Consider the following 19,426-nt stretch of genomic DNA (forward strand, 5'->3'; position numbering starts at 1 on the left):
CGGGGCCGGGGCAACGCCGGGCGACAGCGAACACCCCGACAGCAGGCCCGCCAAGCCCAGAGCCAGGCTCAGCCGACCCGGCCCAGGCAGCCTGCGCTGCCAAGATTCAATACAAGAAGCCATGGTCTTTTTCATCCTTTTTTGTTGGTGCAGCACGCGGTAGATCTCTTCGGCAAGCTCGCGTGTTCTGCACCTCAGTGCAGCACGCGGTAGATTTCTTCGGCAAGCTCGCGTGAAATGCCCTTCACGCTGGCGATCTCCTCCACGCTGGCCTGGGCCACGCCGCGCACGCCGCCAAAACGCTGCAGCAGCAAGGCCCGTTTCTTGGGCCCGATACCGTCCACATCCTCCAGACGCGAACCGCCCGTGCGCACGGCCGCCCGCTTGGCCCGCATGCCGGTGATGGCGAAGCGATGCGCCTCGTCGCGGATCTGCGCCACCAGCATCAAGGCGGCGGAGTCGCGGCCCAGGCCTATCTTGGGGCGGCCATCGGCAAACACCAGCTCCTCCAGCCCGACCTTGCGGCCCTCGCCCTTTTCCACGCCCACGATCAGGCTCAAATCCAGGCCCAGTTCTTCAAACACCTCACGCGCCATCGAGACCTGACCCCGGCCACCGTCCACCAGCACCAGATCGGGCAAGCGCCCCGTGCCCAGCTGCGCAGCCTCGGCCAGCTTGCTGTAGCGCCGGGTCAAGACCTGACGCATGGCGGCGTAGTCGTCGCCGCCGGTGATGCCCTCGATGTTGTAGCGCCGGTACTCGCTGCTCTGCATCTGATGCGCCTCGAACACCACGCAAGAGGCCAGGGTGGCCTCGCCCGCCGTGTGGCTGATGTCGAAACACTCGATGCGAAAGCTGTTGATGTCTTCCACCGTCAGGTCCAAGGCGTCGAGCAGGGCGCGGCTGCGGGCCTGCTGCGAGCCTTCCTCGGACAGCAGCCGCGCCAGCGCCAGCTCAGCCCCCTTGACGCACATCTCCTGCCAGATGCGACGCTGGCCGCGCGGCTGAGCCTGGGTCGTGACCTTGTAGCCGGCCTGCTCGCTCAAGGCGGTGGCCAAAGCCTCATCCACCGCCTCGCTCAGCACGATCAGCGAGGGCACCTGGGCGTCCAGATAGTGCTGGGCCATGAAGGCCTCCAGCACCTGGCGCTCGGGCGAGTACTCGTCCGGCTGATCGTCCTCGGCCAGGCGGGTGGCCGTGGCCTCTTCCACATGTTTGGGAAAGTAGGCGCGGTCGCCCAGATGGCGGCCGCCCCGCACCATGGCCAGGTTGACGCAGGCCCGCCCGCCCTGCACCTTGGCGGCCAGGATATCCACATCACGGTCACGCCCGGTGGCGCTGTTCTCGTCCACCGACTGCTGCTGCAGCACCCGCGCCAAGGCCTGGATCTGATTGCGCACCTCGGCCGCCAGCTCGAACTGCAGGGCGTCGGAGAAAGCCATCATCTGCGCCTGCAGGCCGTCCATCACCTGCTGGGTCTCGCCCAGCAAAAAACGCTCGGCATGGCTGACATTGCGGGCATAGTCCGCGCCCTGGCCCTCGGGCACACAGGGGCCGGAGCAGCGGCGGATCTGGTACAGCAGGCAAGGCCGGCTGCGGTTGTTGAACACCGTGTCTTCGCAGGTGCGCAGCTTGAACACCTTCTGGATCAGCTGGATGGACTCCTTCACCGCCCAGGCGCTGGGGAAAGGCCCGAAATAACGGTGCCGCCTGTCCACCGCGCCGCGGTAATAGCTGATGCGCGGAAAGGCGTGACCGCTGAGCTTGAGATAGGGGTAGCTCTTGTCGTCCCTGAACAAGATATTGAACTTGGGGTTCAAGGCCTTGATCAGATTGTTTTCCAGCAGCAAGGCCTCGGCCTCGGTGCGCACCACCGTCGTGTCCAGGCGGGCGATGCGCGCCACCATCATGCCGATGCGGGTGCCGCCATGGTCGCGCTGAAAGTAGCTGGAGACGCGCTTCTTCAGATGCTTGGCCTTGCCCACATAGAGCACCTGATCCTGTGCGTCGAAGTAACGATACACCCCGGGCAAGGCCGGCAAGGCGGCCACCTGGGCCAGGATTTTTTCGCGGCCGGCGCTGGCGGCGGCCTCCATCTCCAGCACGCGGGCGGCCTCGGCCGTCTCGATGATTTGCCGTTCCGCCGCCCACTCGGCTTGCTTGCGAGCGCCCAGGGCGGCAGCCTCATCGGCGGGCTCGGCCGGATCGGGGATCGATGGGTTCTCTGACTCTTGCATAGGCCGGATTGTGCCGCCCTCGATAATCGCCCCATGGGAAAGCAATGGGATTTGTTCTGCCGAGTGATCGACAACTTCGGCGATATCGGGGTGAGTTGGCGCTTGGCGCGCGACCTGGCGGCACGGGGCGAACAGGTGCGGCTCTGGCTGGACGACGCTTCAGCCCTGGCCTGGATGGCGCCCCAGGGCATCCCGCCCGGGATTGAGATCAAGGCCTGGGAGCAAGCCTGCCGGGCGTCGCTGGGGCCGCTGGGGCCGCAAAGCCCCAGCGATGTGGTGGTGGAGACCTTTGGCTGCGAGCTGCCCGAGGCCTTTCTCCACCACATGGCCGAGCAAGCCGCCCAAGGCCATGCGCCACAGTGGATCAATCTGGAATACCTCAGCGCCGAACCCTATGTGGAGCGCAGCCACGGCCTCAACTCGCCCCAGTTCAGCGGGCCGGCCCGGGGTTTGAACAAGACTTTTTTCTACCCCGGCTTCACCCCGCGCACCGGCGGCCTTTTGCGCGAGCCCGGTCTGCTGCAGGCGCAAACGGCTTTTGAGCCCCAAGCCTGGCTGGCCGCTCAAGGGGTGGCGAACCAGGCGGCGAGTGGCGAGCGCATCGTCAGCCTGTTTGCCTACCCCAATGCGCCCCTGCCCCAGCTGCTGGCGGCCCTGGCCGATCGCCCCACCCTGCTGCTGGTATGCGCCGGCCAGGTGCAGGCCGATATTCAGCGTCTGAGCTTGCCGGCCACGCTGCGCCTGCATGCCCTGCCCTATCTCGGCCAGGACGATTTCGATCGCCTGCTGTGGGCCTGCGATCTCAACTTCGTGCGCGGAGAGGACTCTTTTGTGCGGGCGCAATGGGCGGGCAAGCCTTTCGTCTGGCAGATTTACTCGCAAGACGACGGCGCCCACGCCCCCAAGCTGGAGGCTTTTATGGACTTATGGCTGACACAAGCACCGGCAGGCCTTGCCTCGCAGTGGCGGGCCGTCTGGCGGTACTGGAATGCCTTGGCGCGTGAAGACGCAGGCGCCAAGCGATTGGCCCTGCCCGACACGGCGGCCGGCAGCGCCGCCCTCGCCCATGCCCGCCAATGGCGTGAGAATTTAGCCTCGCAGCCCGACTTGCTCAGCCAACTGAACGCGCATTTGCTAAAGCATTCGCACAAATCAAGTTAAAATCTCGGGCTTTGCCGCGCCACGGGGATTTTTGGCGCGCATTCTCATTGGCATGGGCTGCACAAGCCTATGGAAGCCGTGGGGGCCAGCGCAGATGGGCGCCCCACCCCGAAATACCTGTCCCTCCCAATATCGGAACACTCATTCATGAAGATCGCTCAAGAAATCCGCGCCGGCAACGTGATCATGCACGGCAAGGACCCCATGGTCGTGCTGAAGACTGAATACAGCCGTGGTGGCCGCAACGCCGCCACCGTGCGCATGAAGCTCAAGAGCCTGCTGAACAACTCCGGCACCGAAGTCGTGTTCAAGGCCGACGACAAGATGGACCAGATCATCCTGGAGAAGAAGGACTGCACCTACACCTACTTCGCCGACCCGATGTATGTGTTCATGGACACCGAATACAACCAGTTCGAAGTCGAAGCCGAAAACATGGGCGACGCCGTCTCCTACCTGGAAGACGCCATGCCCGTGGAAGTGGTGTTCTACGACGGCAAGGCCATCTCGGTTGAAATGCCCACCTCGGTGGTGCGCGAAGTGACCTGGACCGAACCCGCCGTCAAGGGCGACACCTCGGGCAAGGTGCTGAAGCCTGCCAAGATCTCCACCGGCTTCGAGATCCCCGTGCCCATCTTCGTGGCCCAGGGCGACAAGATCGAAATCGACACCCGTACCCACGAGTACCGCAAGCGCGTCTGATCGACGCCCGCGCATCGAAAAGCACCCTCGGGTGCTTTTTTTACGCCCGCAGCCCCTCCTGCAGATAGGGCTTGTCCTTGGCCAGCAAGACCTCGTCATGGCCGACCCCGGCCGGCATCATGGGGAAGCAGTTCTCCTCGGCCGCGACCTGCACATCGAGGAAGAAGGGGCCGTCCGAATCCAGGCATTCGGCGATGGCAGCGTCCAGCTCCTCCAGCCGCTCCACCCGTCTCGCCTGCCAGCCAAAGGCCCGCGCCAGGGCCACAAAATCCGGCAAGGCCTCGGTATAGCTGTGGCTGTAGCGCCCGCCGTGGATCAGCTCCTGCCACTGCCTGACCATGCCCATGCGGCCGTTATTGCTGAGCAGCAACTTGACGGGCAGGCGGTGCTGCACGGCGGTCGACAGCTCCTGGATATTCATCAGCACCGAGGCATCGCCGCTGACGCAAACCACCAAGGCCTGTGGGTGCGCGACCTGGGCGCCGATGGCCGCCGGCAGGCCATAACCCATGGTTCCCGCGCCACCCGAGGTCAGCCAGCGCCGCGGCCGCTCGAAGCGCAGATGCTGGGCCGCCCACATCTGGTGCTGGCCGACATCGGTGCTGACGATGGCATCGCGCGGGCCCAGCGCAGCCTGCAGCCGCCGCATCAGGCGCTGGGGCAAGACCTGACCCTCGCTGGCGCGCTCATCCACCGCCAGCGAGTCCTCAGCCCGCCATCGGTCGATCTGCGCCCACCAGGCGCACAAATCCTGGCCACCGCGCCCCCGCAAGCGCAGCCCCGCCTCCAGGGCCTGCAGCGAGGCCAGGCAATCGCCCACCAGGCCCACCTCGGCCCGCCTGACCTTGTGGATCTGACCGGCCGCCACATCCAGATGGATCACCCGCGCGCCGGGACTGAAGCGCTCCAGCCGGCCGGTGACGCGGTCATCGAAACGCGCGCCCACGCAGACGATCAGATCGGCATGATGCATGGCCAGGTTCGCCTCCAGCGTGCCATGCATGCCCAGCATGCCGAGGAACAAAGGATCCGAGGCCGGGAAGGCGCCCAAGCCCATCAGCGTCAGCGTGCAGGGCGCGTGCAAGGCCCGGGCCAGGCGGGCAAAGGCGGCGCAAGCGGCCTCGCCCGAATTGATCAGGCCACCGCCGCCGTAGAACACCGGGCGGCGCGCAGCCTGCAGCAAATCCAAAGCCGCGGTGATCAGACCGGGCTCGGGTGCTGGCGGCAAGGGCAAAGGCGGTGGCAGCTTCTCAGCAGGCCCGCCCGGCAGCGCCTGCTGCAAATCCTTGGGAAAGTCCAGCAAGACCGGGCCCGGCCGCCCCGAGCAGGCGCGTTGGAAGGCCTCGCTCACCAGGGCCTCGATGCTGGCCACCGAGCGGATCTGCGCATTCCAGCGCGTCACCGGCCGCGACAGGCCCAGGGCGTCGCACTCCTGAAACGCGTCCGTGCCGATGGCGGCGGTAGCCACCTGGCCGCTGATGCACAGCAGCGGAATGGAGTCGCAGAAAGCATCCAGCAGGCCGGTCACGGTATTGCTCATGCCCGGGCCCGAGGTCACAAAGACCACGCCCACCCGTCCGGTGCTGCGGGCATAACCCTCGGCCGCATGGACCGCAGCCTGCTCGTGCCGCACCAGCACATGGCGCAGGCGCGGCTCGGCATGCAGAGCGTCGTACAGCGGCAGAACGGCCCCGCCGGGGTAGCCGAACACGGTATCCACACCCAGCTTGAGCAAGGCGGCGATCAAGCGCTGGGCGCCATTGCCACGGTGTTCAAGCGGCCCAGGGGCGATGTCGGAAGTTGATTCTTGGAAAGGCGTACTCATGCCTCCACTGTGCCCGGCATGAGGCGGCAAAGGTTACCGAATTTTCCAGTGCCAAACTAGAATTCAGAAAATCCTTCTGCCACTCTTGGGATTCGCAGTGAAACTGGACAAATTCGATCTAGCCATACTCAAGGCCTTGCAGCTGGACGCCCGCATCAGCCTGCAGGAACTCAGCACCCAGGTGGGCCTGACCAGCTCACCCTGCTGGACGCGCATCAAGCGCATGGAGGAAGACGGGGTGATCGAGGGTTACTCGGTGAGGGTCAATGCCGCCAAGGTCGGCCTGGCCGACACGGTGATCGTGCAGGTCACGCTGGACAATCATTCGGACCAGGCCTTGTTCGAGTTCGGCCGCGCGCTGGAGCAGATCCCCGAGGTGCTGGAGGCCTTTCTGGTCTCGGGCGACTACGACTACTACGTGCGCATCGCCGTGGCCGACACCCGCGACTACGAGCGCCTGCTGCGCGAGCGGCTCTACAAAATCCCCGGCATACGGCACAGCAAGTCCAGCTTTGTGCTGCGCCAGCTCAAGCAAAGCCAGCTGCCGCTGCGCCTGCCCAATTAGTGAGGCTTGCCAGCCTTGGCGGCTTTGGCGCTCTTGCCGGACTTGGCCTTGCCGCTGGCCTTGGTCGTCTTGCCGGTCTTGCCGGACTTCTTCGCCGTGGCCTTTTTACCGGCGGTCTTCTTGCTGGCCGTGGCCTTCTTGGGTTTGGCCTTGGACTTGTTCTTGACCGTGGCCTGCTTTTTTTCCACGGGAGCCTGGGCCGTCGCCGGGTCGATCGCGCGGCCGGCCACGGCCGGCGGCAGGGGCTGAGCCTGCTGCTGCGTCGCTTGCGGCGGCGGCAGTTGCTGAGCCAAAGCCAGGCTGCAGGCCAGGCTGGACAAGGTCAAGGCGAGGATTTTTTTCATGGCGAGCGATAACTAAGAATTTCGATGGACAGCGATTCTAGGCCGACCCTCAGTTGAACTCGCCCTGCCGCAACCACTTGGTCGCCACCCATTTTTCGCCCTCGCGCACCGGCGCGCCGCCGTGCAAGGTCTGGGTGCGGGGATGGGGGCTGTCGTAGCTAAAAAAGACGGCATTGCCCTTGAGCGCCGAGACCGCCAGATGGACGTCCGGGAAGGTGGTCGCGCCGCCCGCCTGCGGCGTATTGAGATACATCACCAGGGTGCCGACCCGTTGGCCGCCGCGCTCCAGAATCGCCGGCGTGGCGGAATGCTCGGGGTCGAAGTAGTCGTAATGCGGCTGGTACTCGGCACCAGGGCGGTAGTGCAGGACTTGCAGGCCCTCACCATAAATCACCGGCCAGTTCAGCAGCTTGGCGATGCGTGTTTCGACCCGGCGCACGATCTCGCTCTCGCCGCGCGCGAAGAACATGCCGTCGCTGGTGCGCGCCGTGTTGACCTCGCTGCCGGCGGCAGAATCGGCCACCGTTTCGGAGCGGCTCAGGCGGCTGCGCGCCTGCGCCACCAGCTCATCGCACTCCGCCTCGCTGAGCAGGCCACCAAACACCAGCACCCGCGGCTGGGCCATGCTCAGCAAGACCTCGATGCCGTGGCCGTCGATCTCGATCCGGGTCTGGCCGCCGGACAGATCGGGCTCGGGCACGCTGCCGCTTGGGGCGATAGCGACCACCGGCGCCAGCACCTGGCCGCTTGTCACTTCCAACAAGGCCTGCTCGGCCACATCGGCCGCCCAGCCGCTGGCCCGCATGGCGGCCTTGAGTTGCTCGGGCGTGTAGCCCTCCTGCAATTGCGCCGCGATCCAGCTGCGCACTTCGGCGGTGATCATTTGCACGGCCATGGGGGTTTCCTTCTACTTGCTCGTGAGTGTTCAGGCCAGGCGGCGGCGGAACAGCAGGCGCTCCTGCGTAGAGAGCTCGGGCTCGAAGGCATAGCCCTCGAGATCAAAACCCTGCAGGCCGGCCGGTGTGTCTATGCGCTGGGTGATGGCGTAACGTGCCATCAGCCCGCGCGCGCGCTTGGCAAAAAAGCTGATGATTTTGTACTGGCCGTTCTTCCAGTCCTCGAACTGGCATTCGATCACCCGCGGCTTCAGGCTGCGCCTGTCCACCGCCTTGAAATACTCTTGCGAGGCCAGGTTGACGATCACCGGCACCTGGGCGGCGGCGGCCTGGGCATTGAGGTGCTGGGCCAGGCGATCGCCCCAGAAATGGTAGAGATTGCTGCCGCCGGCATTGGCCAGGCGGGTGCCCATTTCCAGGCGATAGGGCTGGACCAGATCCAGCGGCCGCAGCACGCCGTACAGGCCCGACAGAATCGCCAGATGCTGCTGGGCCCAAGCCAGTTGCTCCAGGCTCAAGGTCTTGGCCGACAGCCCGCCGTACACATCGCCATCGAAGGCAAAGGCCGCCGGCTTGCTATTGGCATGGTCGAAGCTAGGCACCCAGCTTTGATAGCGGGCCACATTGAGCCGGGAGAGGTCTTCAGACAGATGCATCAAGGCCGCCACATCCTCGGGCGTCTTTTGCCTCAGGATCTGAATCAGCTCGCTGGACTGCGGGATGAATTGAGGCTGGCTCGCCAGGGCTTGCACCGGAGGCGGTGTGGGCGTTTCGTAATCCAGGGCCTTGGCAGGGGAGATCAGATAAAGCATGGCGTCATTTTCACCCGGTGGCTTGAGGGCGGGCCCGGGCCGGCCCGCTGCGCGTGCGCAGGCCATCAAGACCCGCATGAAAAAACCCGCCGCAGCGGGTTTCTGAAAAGCGCTGGCTAAACCAGCAACGGCGCTTACTTGGCCAGCAAGGTGTTCACCGCGCTGATGTTCTCGGGCTTGAGCTGGCCCGAGGCCTGGCGCAACTTGAGGCTATTCACCAGCACGTCGTAACGCGCCTTGGCCAGATCGCGCTGGGTGGTGTAGAGCTGGGTCTGGGCATTCAAAACGTCCAGATTGACCCGCACACCGACCTTGTAACCCAGCTGCGTGGCGTCCAGGGCCAGCTTGGAGGAAGACTCGGCCGCCTCGTAGGCATTGACCTGGGCGCGCAGGGACTGCACGCCGAAGAAGGCGCGCTTGGTGCCCTCGGCCACGGCGCGGCGGGCGTAGTCCAGATCGTTGCGGGACTTTTCTTCCAGCGCCAGGGTTTCCTTCAAGCGGTTCTGGATCGCGCCGCCCGAATACAGCGGGTAGTTGATGGACAGGCCCAGATTGGCCACCTTGGCCGTGCCCGCGCCCGCCGCCAGATTGGCCGGGCCCGACAGGCTGTTGTGCTGGTTCTGCACATTCAGGCCGCCGGTCATATCGACCGTGATGCCGTCGGCCGCACGCGATTTGGCGGTCTCCAGCTGAGCCACTTCCAGGCCCAGCCTGGCCTTGCGGATCAGCGGATGCATATCGTCGGCCTGGTTGACCCAGGGGTCCACATTGACCGGCATCACGGCCGGCAAGGCTACCGGTTGAGCCAGGGGTTTGGGGGCCACACCCACACGGCCCACCAATTGGTCCAGGGTCACGCCCTTGACGCGCAAATCGTTCTCGGCCCCCAGTTCGACGGCGGTGGCCAGGTCGAACTTGGCCTGCGCTTCACGGCTGTCGGTGATGGTGGCGGTGCCGACCTCGAAATTGCGCTTGGCCGAGGCCAGCTGCTCGGCGATCGCGGCCTTGGCGGCGCGGGTGGTCGTCAGCGTGTCCTGCGCGCCCAGCACATCGAAATAGGCTTGCGCCACGCGCACGATCAGGTCTTGCTCGGCCAGTTCCAGATCGGCCTGGGCCACGCTGAGGGCGCGCTGGGCTTGCTCGATGCTCAGGGAGTTGCCGCGGTTGTAGAGCGCGTACCTGCCGTTCACGCCGGCCTGCACGGTGGCGGAATTGATGTTGTTGCCCGAGGCAGGTTCGGTGCGCTGAGCGCTCACGCCGGTGCTCAGGCCCACGCTGGGGCGGGCCAGAGCGTCCGCCTGGGCGGCCTTGTACTGGGCCGAGTCCGCCAGGGAGCGCGCCGACAGATAGCTGGCATCAAAGCCGCGTGCCGCGTCGTACAAGTCCTGCAGGCTCTGGGCCTGGGCGCCGCCAGCAGCGCCAAAAGCCAGCACCATGGCCAGGCCAAGGCGGGTCAGGGGTGAGCGCGATGGGTTTGCACGACGGTCTGACATGGGCATCCTTGTGAACATGATTTTTGGAAACTGTTGTAGGTCTTCAAACGCTTGGCGCAGGGCCCGAGGTGGCAGAACCCATCGGCCATCAATAGCGCGGCACCGAGGGGTCCACATCCTGCGACCAGGCATCGATACCACCGGCGAGGTTATAGACGGAATCGAAGCCTTGCCGCCGCAGAAATGCGACGACTTGCAGACTTCGCACCCCGTGATGGCAATAACAGACGACGGGCTGCGCGGGATCCAGCTCCTCCCAGCCCTGTCCCAGCTGGCCCATGGGCATCAGGCGTTGGGGCAGGCCCGGCAAAGCGATGCGTGCCAGTGCCGCCTCCCAGGGCTCGCGCACATCCAACAGCAGCGGCCCGGCCTGGCCCTGCGTCAATTGGCTGCACAGGGCCTGCAGTTCAAGCGCGCTGATTTGCATCGCTGGGCCAAGCAGCTCAGAACTTGAAGGCGCTGGACTCGGCAAAGCCCTGCAGGCGCGGCGCCACCGTGTCAAACAGATGGCTTGTACGGAATTCCTTTTCGCTCACGCGGCTGATCAGCTGGGCGCGCATGACCGGCTCCTCGCCCACGATGGCGGCCAGCCGGCCACCCACCTTGAGCTGGTTCAAGAGCTTGGCCGGCACCTCGGCCACCGAGCCCGACAGCAGGATGGCGTCGAAAGGCGCTTCGCCCGCCAGGCCCTGGCTGCCGTCCTGCGCCAGCACGTTCACATTGCGCACCCCGGCCCGCTTGAGATTGTCGTTAGCCAAAGCCACCAGCTCGGGCTGGACTTCCAGGCTGAAGACCTTTTGCGCGCGATGGCCCAGCAAGGCGGCCATGAAACCGCTGCCCGCGCCAACCTCCAGCACCTTCTCGTGGCGGGCGATCTTCAGCTCCTGCAGCAGGCGGGCTTCCACCCGCGGCGCCAGCATCTGCTGGCCACCGGCCAGGGGCACTTCGGTGTCGGTGAAGGCCAGGCCTTTGTAAGCAGCGGGCACAAAGTCCTCGCGCTTGACCACGGCCAGCAGCGCCAGCACACCCGCATCCAGCACGTCCCAGGGGCGGATCTGCTGTTCGATCATATTGAAGCGGGCTTGTTCGATATTCATCACTATTCCTCTGTGCTGCGGGGTTCGCTGCGGGGTTTATTCAACAGGTTCAAGATGGAATTCTAGGGCCTGCCCACCTGCGCTTGGCCCATTGGCCCAGATCGTCCAGATAGCAATAGATCACCGGCACCACCACCAGGGTCAGCAGGGAGGAGGTGATGACGCCGCCGATGACCGCCTGGCCCATGGGCGCGCGCTGCTCCGAACCCTCGCTCAGCGCAAAGGCCAGCGGCACCATGCCGAAGACCATGGCCAGGGTCGTCATCAGAATCGGCCGCAGCCGCACCCTGGCCGCGTGCAGCAAGGCCTGCTCGCGGCCCATGGGCTCGGCATCCACACCATGGCCATGCTCGCCCGCGCGCGAGCGGATGGCGAAGTCGATCAGCAAGATCGCGTTCTTGGTCACCAGGCCCATCAGCATCACGATGCCGATGATGCTGAACATATTCAGCGTCGAGTTGAAGGCCAGCAGCGCCAGCACCACGCCGATCAGGGTCATGGGCAGGGAGCTCATCAGGGCCAGCGGCTGCAGAAAGCTCTTGAACTGGCTGGCCAGAATCATGTAAATGAACACCAGACCCAGGGCCAGCGCGCCCAGGGCGTAGCCGAAGGACTCGTTCATATTCTTGGTCGAGCCGCCAAAGCTGTAGCGGTAGCCGGGCGGGAAGGCGGTGTCGTCCAGGACCTTCTTGATATCGGCCGAGACCTCACCCGAGCTGCGCCCCAGGGCATTGCCGTCGATGGTGATCTCGCGATTCAGGTCCCGCCGATTGATCTGGTTAGGCCCGGTAGAGGCCTGCACCTCGGCCACCTGGCTCAGGCGCACGACGCGGGCGGAGCCATCGGCGGCGGCCGCCACATTGATGGGCAGATTGCGCAGATCGCCGATGGCATCGCGGCTTTGCGGGTTCAGGCGCACGATGACGTCGTAGTTCTCGCCGTCCGGCGCGCGCCAATTGCCCACCGTCGTGCCGGCCACCAGGGTGCGCAGGCTGCTGGCCAGGGCGTTGACGTTCAGGCCCACATCGGCGGCGGCATCGCGCTTGACCTCGATCGAGACCGTCGGCTTATCGGGTTTGAGCGTGCTGTCCAGATCGACCAGGCCGGGGATTTTCTGCAGCCGCGCCATCACCTGCCGGGAGATACGCGCCAACTCGCCCAGGTCCGCGCCCTGGATGGAGAACTGCAAGCTCTTGCCCCCGCCCAGATCGGTCTGGCCAATATTGGTGACGGTGATGCCGGGCACGGCGGCGAGCTTTTGCCGCATGGGCGTGGCCAGCTCGGCCACGCTGAGTTTTCTGTCCTTGCGGTCCTGCAGGCGCACATAGACCGCGCCATAAATCTTGCCGGCCGCGAAACCGCTATTGATGGTGGTGACGGTGTAGCGCACCTCGGGGAACTCGCGCAGCAGGCGGTCGATCTGCTGGGCCCGCGCCTCGGTCACCTCCAGGGCCGAGCCCACCGGGGTGTAGAAATTGATCTGCGTCTCGGACAGATCGGCCTTGGGCACAAACTCCTTGCCCACGCCGCCCAGCAGGGCGCAGCTGCTCAACAGTGTCGCCAGCGCAATGCTCAAGGTCGCGCCCTTATGCCGCAAGGACCAGCCCAGAATGCCTTGATAGCCATTCGACAGCCATTCGGTGAAGCGATCAAAAGCCCCGGTCACACGGCCCAAGGTCTTGTCATACAAGGTCACCGGCGGACCCTTGTGCACGCCATGTGCGGCCGGGTCATGCCAGACGCTGGACAGCATCGGGTCCAGCGTGAAGCTGACAAACATGGAGATCAGCACCGCCGCCACGATGGTGATGCCGAACTCGTGGAAGAACTTGCCGACGATGCCGCCCATGAAGCCGATGGGCAGGAAGACCGCCACGATGGACAAGGTGGTGGCCAGCACGGCCAGGCCGATTTCCTCGGTGCCGTCCAGCGCCGCCTGGCGGGGCGAGGCCCCCATCTGCACATGACGCACGATGTTCTCGCGCACGACGATGGCATCGTCGATCAACAGGCCCACGCACAGGCTTAGCGCCATCATGGTGATGTTGTTGATGGTGAAGCCGAAGGCGTACATGAACAGAAAAGTGCCGATCAGGGCGATGGGCAGGGTCAGGCCGGTGATGACCGTCGAGCGCCAGGAGTTCAGGAACAGGAAGACGATCAGCACCGTCAGCGCCGCGCCCTCGAACAAGGTGCGCTGCACATTGGCCACCGACACGCGGATGGCGCGCGAGTTGTCGCGGTTGACCTCGGTGCGTATGCCCTTGGGCGTCAGCGCGGCCGATTCCTTCAGCGCCGCCTGCAGGCCGTCGACCACGGCGATGGTGTTCTCGCCCTGGCTTTTCTGCACGCTCAGCAAGACGGTGCGCTGGCCGTTGTAAAGCGCCAGGCTTTCCACCTCCTGCGGGCCGTCCACCACATCGGCCACCTGCCATAACTTGATCTGTGCGCCGGCCTTGCGGGCGACCACGATGTCCTTGAAGTCCTCCGGGCGCTTCAGGCGGGCATTGATCTGCACCACCTGCTCTTTTTCCAGCGAGCGCAGATTGCCCAGGGGCAGCTCCTGGTTCTCGCTCTTCACGGCCGCCAGCACCTGGTCCACGGTGATGCCCAAGGCCTCCATGGCCTGGGGGCGCAGCAGCAAGCGGATCTGCCGCTGCAGGCCGCCGACCACCGTCACCGAGCCCACGCCACGCACATTTTCCAGCCGCTTTTGCAGCACCTGCGTGGCCCAGGTAGTCAGCTCCTGGGTCGTGTGCTTGTTGTCTTCGGCCAGCACCGCCACATTGAAGATGGGCGCGCTCTGCGGGTCAAAGCGGGAGACGCGCGGCTCCTTCACCTCCTCGCGCAGCGTGGGCCGCATCAGGGCCACCTTCTCGCGCACGTCCTCGGCGGCCTTGCGGCCATCCACATCGAGGTTGAACTCGATGATGACGACCGACGTGCCTTCGTAGGAACGGGAGGTTAGCGCATTGATGCCGGCCACCGTGTTGACGGCCTGCTCGACCTTTTTGGTGACCTCGCTCTCGACGATCTCCGGCGAGGCGCCGGGGTAGTCCATCTGCACCACCACGGTGGGGAAGTCGACATTGGGGAATTGATCGACCGACAGACGCTGGTAGCTGAACAAGCCCAGCACCACAAAGGCCAGCATGACCATGACGGCCATGACGGGGTTCTGGATGGAGACGCGGGTGAACCACATGGCGGGCCGTCCTCAGCGTGCGGCGCTGGTCGCGGGGGACGGGCTGGCCAGCTTCACCGGCGTGCCCTCGGCGACCTGGCCGGCCGAGGCGGCCAGCAGCAGGGATCCCTCACCCAGACCGCTGTCCGCGCCCAGGCGCAGCTCGACGACGGCCTGGCCTTGCGCATCGCCGGTCTGCCCCGGTTCCACCGTCACGGCCTTCAGCCGGCCGGCCTGGATCAGCATCACATAGGGCTTGGCCTTGTCCTGGCGCAAGGCCGAAATGGGCAGCACCCAGGCCTCATGCTCGTCCAGCAAGAGCTTGCCGCGGGCAAACATGCCGTGGCGCAGGCCGGGCTGGCCGGCTATGGCCAGATAGACCAGCACCGCTCTCGAGCCCGCCTGGGCCATGGGATTGATGCGCGCCACCACGGCCGGCACGGCCTCGCCCAGGCCCTCGATCTGCAAGCGCGCCTTGTCGCCCACCTTGACCCGGCCGGCGTACTCGGGCGCGATGGCGGCCTCCAGCTCCAATTTGCTGAGGTTGACGATCTCCAAGATTCGCGCGTCGATGGCGACCCGCTCGCCCTTTTGTGCCAGGCGCTGCGAGACCTGGCCGGCGATGGGCGCGATCAGCCGCGCATCGTTGCGCTGCTTGCGCGCCAGCTCCACGGCGGCCTGCGCTGCCAGCAAGGTGGCTTGTGCCCCGGCCTCGCTGGAGACGGCGGCGTCCATGGCCGTGGGCGAGATAAAGCCTTGCGCCACCATGGCGCGGTTATTGCCCAGGGTGCGCTGGGCGATCTCCAGCTGGGCACGGCTGGCCGCGGCGCTCTGCTCCGCCTGGCGCAGGCGCCAGTCCAGCTCGGTGGTTTCCAACTGGCCGAGCAACTGCCCCGCCCGCACGCTATCACCCTCGCGCACCGTCAGCGATGCCAGCTCGGCCGCCACCTTGGCCTTGATGAGCGCGCTGTCCACCGCCCGCACATTGCCGGAGATGTCCAGGCTGCTGTTGAAGCGCTGGCGCTTGAGCGTCAGCACGTCGATGGCCGCAAGCTCCAGGCTGGCGGCCTGGCTGGGCTTGGCCTGGGCTTGCGCCTGGGCCTGGCGGGCCTTCAGCAGCCGGCTGCCGCCCCAGCCCAGGCCCAGCAGCACGAGCAATACCAGGGCAATCTTCATCCAGGACTTCATCGTTGACGAGCTTTCATTCAAAAAAGCACAAGCGCTTGAAACAAGAGCGGGGATGGGGATGGGGCCGCTTCAGCCGGGCGGCGGCTGCAACATCAGGCCACGCAGTATCAGGTCCAGCTGCACGGCCAGCACATCGGCGGCTTGCACCTCCATACAGGGCAGGCCGCAACTCCCCAGCGAATGCTCATGAAGAATCAGGTGCAGCATGGGGCCGATCAGCACGGTGATCATCTCCGGCACCGGGACGGGCCTGAACTCGCCCTGGCTGATACCGCGCTGCAAGAGCGCGCCGAGCACAGCGTCCGTGGGCACGATGACCTCATCCCGATAAAAGCTCGCCAACTCTGGGAAATTGCGAGCCTCTGACAACATGATCTTGACAATGCCACCCATGCCTCCACGCCCCAACTCAAGGCACCAAGCCTCCATGACCTGACGCAGGAGCAGATCGCTAGGCCCCTCAAAATTGGCCACGAATGCCGCCGTCTCGGCAATGTGAGCGGTCAAGTTCTCACGCACCACGGCCTTGAACAACTCTTGCTTGCTGGGGTAGTAGCGGTACAGCGTGCCTTTGGAGACGCCCGCGCGCAGGGCCACCTCCTCGCTGCGGGTGGCGGCAAAGCCGCGCTCCACAAACAAGGCCAGGGCCGCCTCCAGCAACTCCTGCGGGCGCGCCTCCTTGCGCCGCTGGCGCGGCCGCGGCGGGGTGTCGTCGGAAGGGGCTGGGGTGCTGGAAGGACTCAATTCGATGGGGCGGCTTGACACCGTGGGAAGGCATTACTGACTGACTGGTCAGTAATGTATTCGGGCGGGCTCGACGGGGTCAACAACAGGGCGCGGGGAAGATCCGTCGCCAGCCCATTAAACAATATTTGCTATTCTTTAATCGACATGAAATACTAATCAAAACAAAGTAAAGCACTATGCGAACCTCCAAATCCCAGCAAGCCAAGACCCACCGCCTGATCATTCAGACGGCCGTGGACCTGATGACCCAGCAGGGCTTCGAGTCCAGCACCATGAAGCAGATCGCCCGCGAGGCCAAGCTGGGCGACGCCACCATCTACAAATACTTCCCCAGCAAGGAAAAGCTGGTGCTGGGCTATTTCGAGCTGGCCTATGAGGACGCCCTGGCGCAGTGGCGCCAGACCCCGCAAACCGGCTTCACGCTGCAAGAGCGCCTGCAACTGCTGCTGGACAGCCTGCTGGAGCGCCTGCTGGCCGACCGCGAGTTCGTCGCCCTGGCGCGCGACCTGCTGCGCCGCGCCCCCCTGCTGATGCTGGGCGAGGAGCTGCCGGGCAAGCGCGCCTTCAAGCATGAGGTGGAGGCCTTGCTGAGCCAGGCCGAGGAGGCCGGCGAGATCGCCCCCTGCCCCTTCAAACACGCCTTGGCCGGCCTGCTGGCCGACTACAGCTATGGCGTGATCGGCTTCTGGCTGCGCGACACGTCCGAGCATTTCGGCGACACCACCCAGTTGCTGGATCTGAGCCTCGCCGTGCTGGTGCTGGCCTTGCAGACCGGCATGGTCAACAAGCTGCTGGAGCTAGGCGGCTTCATGCTGCGCAGCCAGTTGCTGCGCCTCATGCAGCAAGACGGTACGGGCCTGCTGGACCTGCTCAAACTGGCCCGCCAAGGCCTGGGCGGAGGTCGGCCATGATGAGCAAGCCCCTGCTCTGCCCCGTGCCACCACAAAGCCGCATCGCGGCTGAATTGCCCGGCGCCGACTTCCACGACTGCTACGAGCTGCCCGACCCCCAGCCCCAAGCCCCGGCCCTGCAAAACTGGCTGCAATTGATGGCCAGGACACCGGCCTGGATGGAATGGCTGATGCGCATGCGCAATCGCGCCGTCGGCCTGGTGGGGCTGAAGAATCTGGGCGGCCTGGGCGGCATAGACCTGAATCGCCCGCTGGACAGCTACCGCGTCGGTCAGACGGTCGGCATCTTCCAACTGCACTCGCTGAGTGAGGACGAAGTCGTCTGGCAGGACGACGACCGCCATCTGCGCGTGCAGGTCTCGCTCAGCAAGGGCTTGCGCGAGGGCCAGCCCGTGCTCAGGCTGGCCACCGTGGTCCATATCCACAATCGCCTGGGGCGGGTTTATATGGCCGTGGTCGGCCCGGCCCACCGCTGCATCGTGCCCTTGATGCTCGGGCAAGTGACGCGGCCACAGGCATGAGTACGGCACCCCGTCAAAGCCGGCTGGCCCGCGGCGGCGTCGCCGGCCTGGCCCTGGCCCGGGTCGGCCTGGCCAAGCTGGGCCATGGCGCCGCGCAACTGGCCCGCGACGAGGCCGGCCGCCAGCAAGCGCAAGCAGCGCACGAGGCCCAGTTGGGGCGCATCCTGTTCAGCGCACTCAACCAGCTCAAGGGCACGGCCCTGAAAGCCTCCCAGCTCCTGAGCATGGAGTTGGGCCTGCTGCCCGAGAGCCTGCGCGGACAACTGGCCCAAGCCCATTACCAGGCCACCCCGCTGAACCGCGCCCATGTGATCAAGCTCTTGCGCCAGGAGTTCGGCCAGGGGCCGGAGCAGCTGTTTGCCGAGTTCCAGCCCCAGGCTTTTGCGGCCGCCAGCCTGGGCCAGGTGCACGAGGCCAGAGCCCACACGGGCGAGCGCCTGGCCGTCAAGCTGCAATACCCCGGCATGGCCGCCACCATCGCCAGCGATATGAGCTTGTTGCGCGGCCTGCTGCGTGGTCTGCAACAGGGCAGCTCTGTCCATCTGCCGGATCAGGCGCTCCTGGCGAACGTGCTGGCCGATATCGAAACCAAGCTGGCCGAGGAGCTGGACTACCGGCGCGAGGCCGCCGAGCTGGACTGGTTCGCGCAACAAGCGCTGCCGCCCGGGCTGATCGTGCCCAAGGTCTTTCCAGGCCTCAGCAGCGGCCGGGTGCTGAGCATGGAGATGCTGGAAGGCCTGCATCTGGAGGCCTGGCTGGCCCAGCAACCCAGCCAGGCCCAGCGCGACCACTTTGGCCAGCTTCTGCTAACGCAATTCATGCACGGCCTGCTAACCCTGCGCCGCCTACAGGCCGACCCCCATCCCGGCAACTTTCTCTTCATGCCCGAGGGGAGGCTGGGCCTGCTGGACTTTGGCCGCACCCTGGCCCTGGAGGACGAGTTGCTGGCCCTGATCCAAGCCAGCTGGGGCGCCCGCCTGGCCGGTGACGATGCAGCCCTGTTCGAGGCCTACCGCCACCACCAGCTGATCGCGCCAACGCTGAGCCGGCGCCGTTTCAGCAGCGAGCTGCTGCCGGCCCTAAGGCCCATGCTGGACTGGCAGCTAGAGCCCTGGCGCCATGCGCACTTCGACTTCGGCCATTTCAAAGCCCTGCCCCGCATGGAGCCCGCCGCCCACCGCCAGGCCATGGCCATGCTGCACCGGCTACCACCTGCCCTGCCCTTCTTCGACCGCGCCTATCTGGGCCTGCTGCAGCTGCTGCGCCGCCTGGGTGCCCGGCTGGAGATACCGCTTGAGTGGCTGATGAATTCCCCCACAAGCAAAGAGCTATCGATATGAGGACCCATTCTTCCCGTGCCTGGATCGGCCACTGGCTGCTGGCCGTGGCCCTGCTGCATACGCTGGCCAGCGCGCTCTGGTTCGGCCCCACCCTGCAAGCCATGTGGCAGCAAGGCCTGTTCAACACCGTGGGCGCCGACGCGCTGCGCGGCGCGGTCAGCTGGTTTGTGCTGTTTGGCGTCTTGCTGGCCCTGCTGGCCATGGCCATCACGCCGCTGGAGCGGGCCGGCCAGGCGCCGGCGCTGCGCCGGCTCGGCTGGGGCACTATGGCGCTGACGGCCTTGGGCCTGCTCTTGATGCCGCTGTCGGGCTTCTGGCTTGCTTTGCCAGCCGCACTGGCCTTGCTGCGCAAGCGCTGACCTGAGGCGGACCGACTTGTGGGGCGGCTATCATGCCGCACCCT

The 19,426-nt window shown here is 65.7% G+C and carries 18 protein-coding genes; 7 read left to right on the forward strand and 11 right to left on the reverse strand.

The features are described from left to right. Positions 1–194: 194 nt before the first annotated feature. The gene (gene uvrC / locus HNP55_RS00580) at positions 195–2,096 is read right to left on the reverse strand and encodes an excinuclease ABC subunit UvrC (RefSeq protein WP_184296613.1); all 1,902 of its coding nucleotides are present in this window, start codon (positions 2,094–2,096) and stop codon (positions 195–197) included. Between the two features lie 174 nt (positions 2,097–2,270). Between uvrC and earP the strand changes: the two genes are divergently transcribed. After that, positions 2,271–3,398, forward strand: coding sequence for an elongation factor P maturation arginine rhamnosyltransferase EarP (gene earP, locus HNP55_RS00585; RefSeq protein WP_184294972.1), 1,128 nt, complete (start codon positions 2,271–2,273; stop codon positions 3,396–3,398). A gap of 147 nt (positions 3,399–3,545) precedes the next feature. Further along, positions 3,546–4,100 carry an elongation factor P gene (efp, locus tag HNP55_RS00590; protein WP_184294974.1) on the forward strand — a complete coding sequence of 185 codons (555 nt, stop codon included), beginning with the start codon at positions 3,546–3,548 and terminating at the stop codon, positions 4,098–4,100. A 40-nt stretch (positions 4,101–4,140) separates the two neighbouring features. Here efp and ilvB read toward each other — a convergent pair whose 3' ends face one another. Further along, entirely contained in the window at positions 4,141–5,925 is a 1,785-nt protein-coding gene (gene ilvB, locus HNP55_RS00595; protein WP_184294977.1) for a biosynthetic-type acetolactate synthase large subunit, read from the reverse strand. Between the two features lie 97 nt (positions 5,926–6,022). Here ilvB and HNP55_RS00600 point away from each other — a divergent pair, with 97 nt between their 5' ends. After that, the gene (locus tag HNP55_RS00600) at positions 6,023–6,490 is read left to right on the forward strand and encodes an Lrp/AsnC ligand binding domain-containing protein (RefSeq protein ID WP_184294980.1); all 468 of its coding nucleotides are present in this window, start codon (positions 6,023–6,025) and stop codon (positions 6,488–6,490) included. On the opposite strand, the gene HNP55_RS00605 is transcribed toward HNP55_RS00600, so the two are convergent. From HNP55_RS00605 to HNP55_RS00645, 9 genes are all read right to left on the reverse strand, one after another. After that, positions 6,487–6,834, reverse strand: a complete 348-nt coding sequence (locus HNP55_RS00605; RefSeq protein WP_184294983.1) for a hypothetical protein — start codon at positions 6,832–6,834, stop codon at positions 6,487–6,489. The two genes, HNP55_RS00600 and HNP55_RS00605, sit on opposite strands and share 4 nt — an antisense overlap. A gap of 49 nt (positions 6,835–6,883) precedes the next feature. Next, the gene (locus HNP55_RS00610; RefSeq protein WP_184294986.1) at positions 6,884–7,729 is read right to left on the reverse strand and encodes a 2OG-Fe(II) oxygenase; all 846 of its coding nucleotides are present in this window, start codon (positions 7,727–7,729) and stop codon (positions 6,884–6,886) included. 30 nt (positions 7,730–7,759) lie between these two features. Then, a complete protein-coding gene (yaaA, locus tag HNP55_RS00615) occupies positions 7,760–8,542 on the reverse strand; it encodes a peroxide stress protein YaaA (RefSeq protein WP_184294989.1) in 783 nt (260 codons plus the stop codon). Positions 8,543–8,676: 134 nt separating this feature from the next. Then, entirely contained in the window at positions 8,677–10,035 is a 1,359-nt protein-coding gene (locus HNP55_RS00620) for a TolC family outer membrane protein (RefSeq protein WP_184294991.1), read from the reverse strand. A gap of 88 nt (positions 10,036–10,123) precedes the next feature. Then, positions 10,124–10,462: a rhodanese-like domain-containing protein gene (locus HNP55_RS00625; RefSeq protein WP_184294994.1), complete on the reverse strand. Its 339-nt coding sequence runs from the start codon at positions 10,460–10,462 to the stop codon at positions 10,124–10,126. 16 nt (positions 10,463–10,478) lie between these two features. Next, entirely contained in the window at positions 10,479–11,132 is a 654-nt protein-coding gene (locus tag HNP55_RS00630) for a protein-L-isoaspartate O-methyltransferase family protein (protein WP_184294997.1), read from the reverse strand. 49 nt (positions 11,133–11,181) lie between these two features. Next, complete coding sequence (locus HNP55_RS00635; protein WP_184295000.1) at positions 11,182–14,337, reverse strand: efflux RND transporter permease subunit; 3,156 nt, start codon at positions 14,335–14,337, stop codon at positions 11,182–11,184. Positions 14,338–14,349: 12 nt separating this feature from the next. Continuing rightward, positions 14,350–15,492 (reverse strand): efflux RND transporter periplasmic adaptor subunit, encoded by a 1,143-nt coding sequence (locus HNP55_RS00640; protein WP_246448089.1) that lies wholly within the window; start codon positions 15,490–15,492, stop codon positions 14,350–14,352. 81 nt (positions 15,493–15,573) lie between these two features. Then, positions 15,574–16,248, reverse strand: a complete 675-nt coding sequence (locus tag HNP55_RS00645; RefSeq protein ID WP_184295006.1) for a TetR/AcrR family transcriptional regulator — start codon at positions 16,246–16,248, stop codon at positions 15,574–15,576. A 179-nt stretch (positions 16,249–16,427) separates the two neighbouring features. On the opposite strand from HNP55_RS00645, the gene HNP55_RS00650 reads away from it, so the two are divergent. Genes HNP55_RS00650 through HNP55_RS00665 form a run of 4 tightly spaced genes read left to right on the forward strand, consistent with a single transcriptional unit; the run spans position 16,428 to position 19,382 of the window. Next, on the forward strand, positions 16,428–17,162 hold the full coding sequence (locus HNP55_RS00650) for a TetR/AcrR family transcriptional regulator (protein ID WP_184295009.1): 735 nt from the start codon (positions 16,428–16,430) through the stop codon (positions 17,160–17,162). Beyond that, positions 17,159–17,683: a DUF2867 domain-containing protein gene (locus HNP55_RS00655; protein ID WP_184295012.1), complete on the forward strand. Its 525-nt coding sequence runs from the start codon at positions 17,159–17,161 to the stop codon at positions 17,681–17,683. Before HNP55_RS00650 ends, HNP55_RS00655 begins: the two co-directional genes overlap by 4 nt. Continuing rightward, positions 17,680–19,023 carry an ABC1 kinase family protein gene (locus tag HNP55_RS00660; protein WP_184295014.1) on the forward strand — a complete coding sequence of 448 codons (1,344 nt, stop codon included), beginning with the start codon at positions 17,680–17,682 and terminating at the stop codon, positions 19,021–19,023. Before HNP55_RS00655 ends, HNP55_RS00660 begins: the two co-directional genes overlap by 4 nt. Next, the gene (locus tag HNP55_RS00665; RefSeq protein ID WP_221439416.1) at positions 19,020–19,382 is read left to right on the forward strand and encodes a DUF6463 family protein; all 363 of its coding nucleotides are present in this window, start codon (positions 19,020–19,022) and stop codon (positions 19,380–19,382) included. Before HNP55_RS00660 ends, HNP55_RS00665 begins: the two co-directional genes overlap by 4 nt. Positions 19,383–19,426: the final 44 nt, after the last annotated feature.

Source organism: Roseateles oligotrophus (assembly GCF_014204525.1).
Taxonomy (GTDB): Bacteria; Pseudomonadota; Gammaproteobacteria; order Burkholderiales; family Burkholderiaceae_C; genus Paucibacter_A; species Paucibacter_A oligotrophus_A.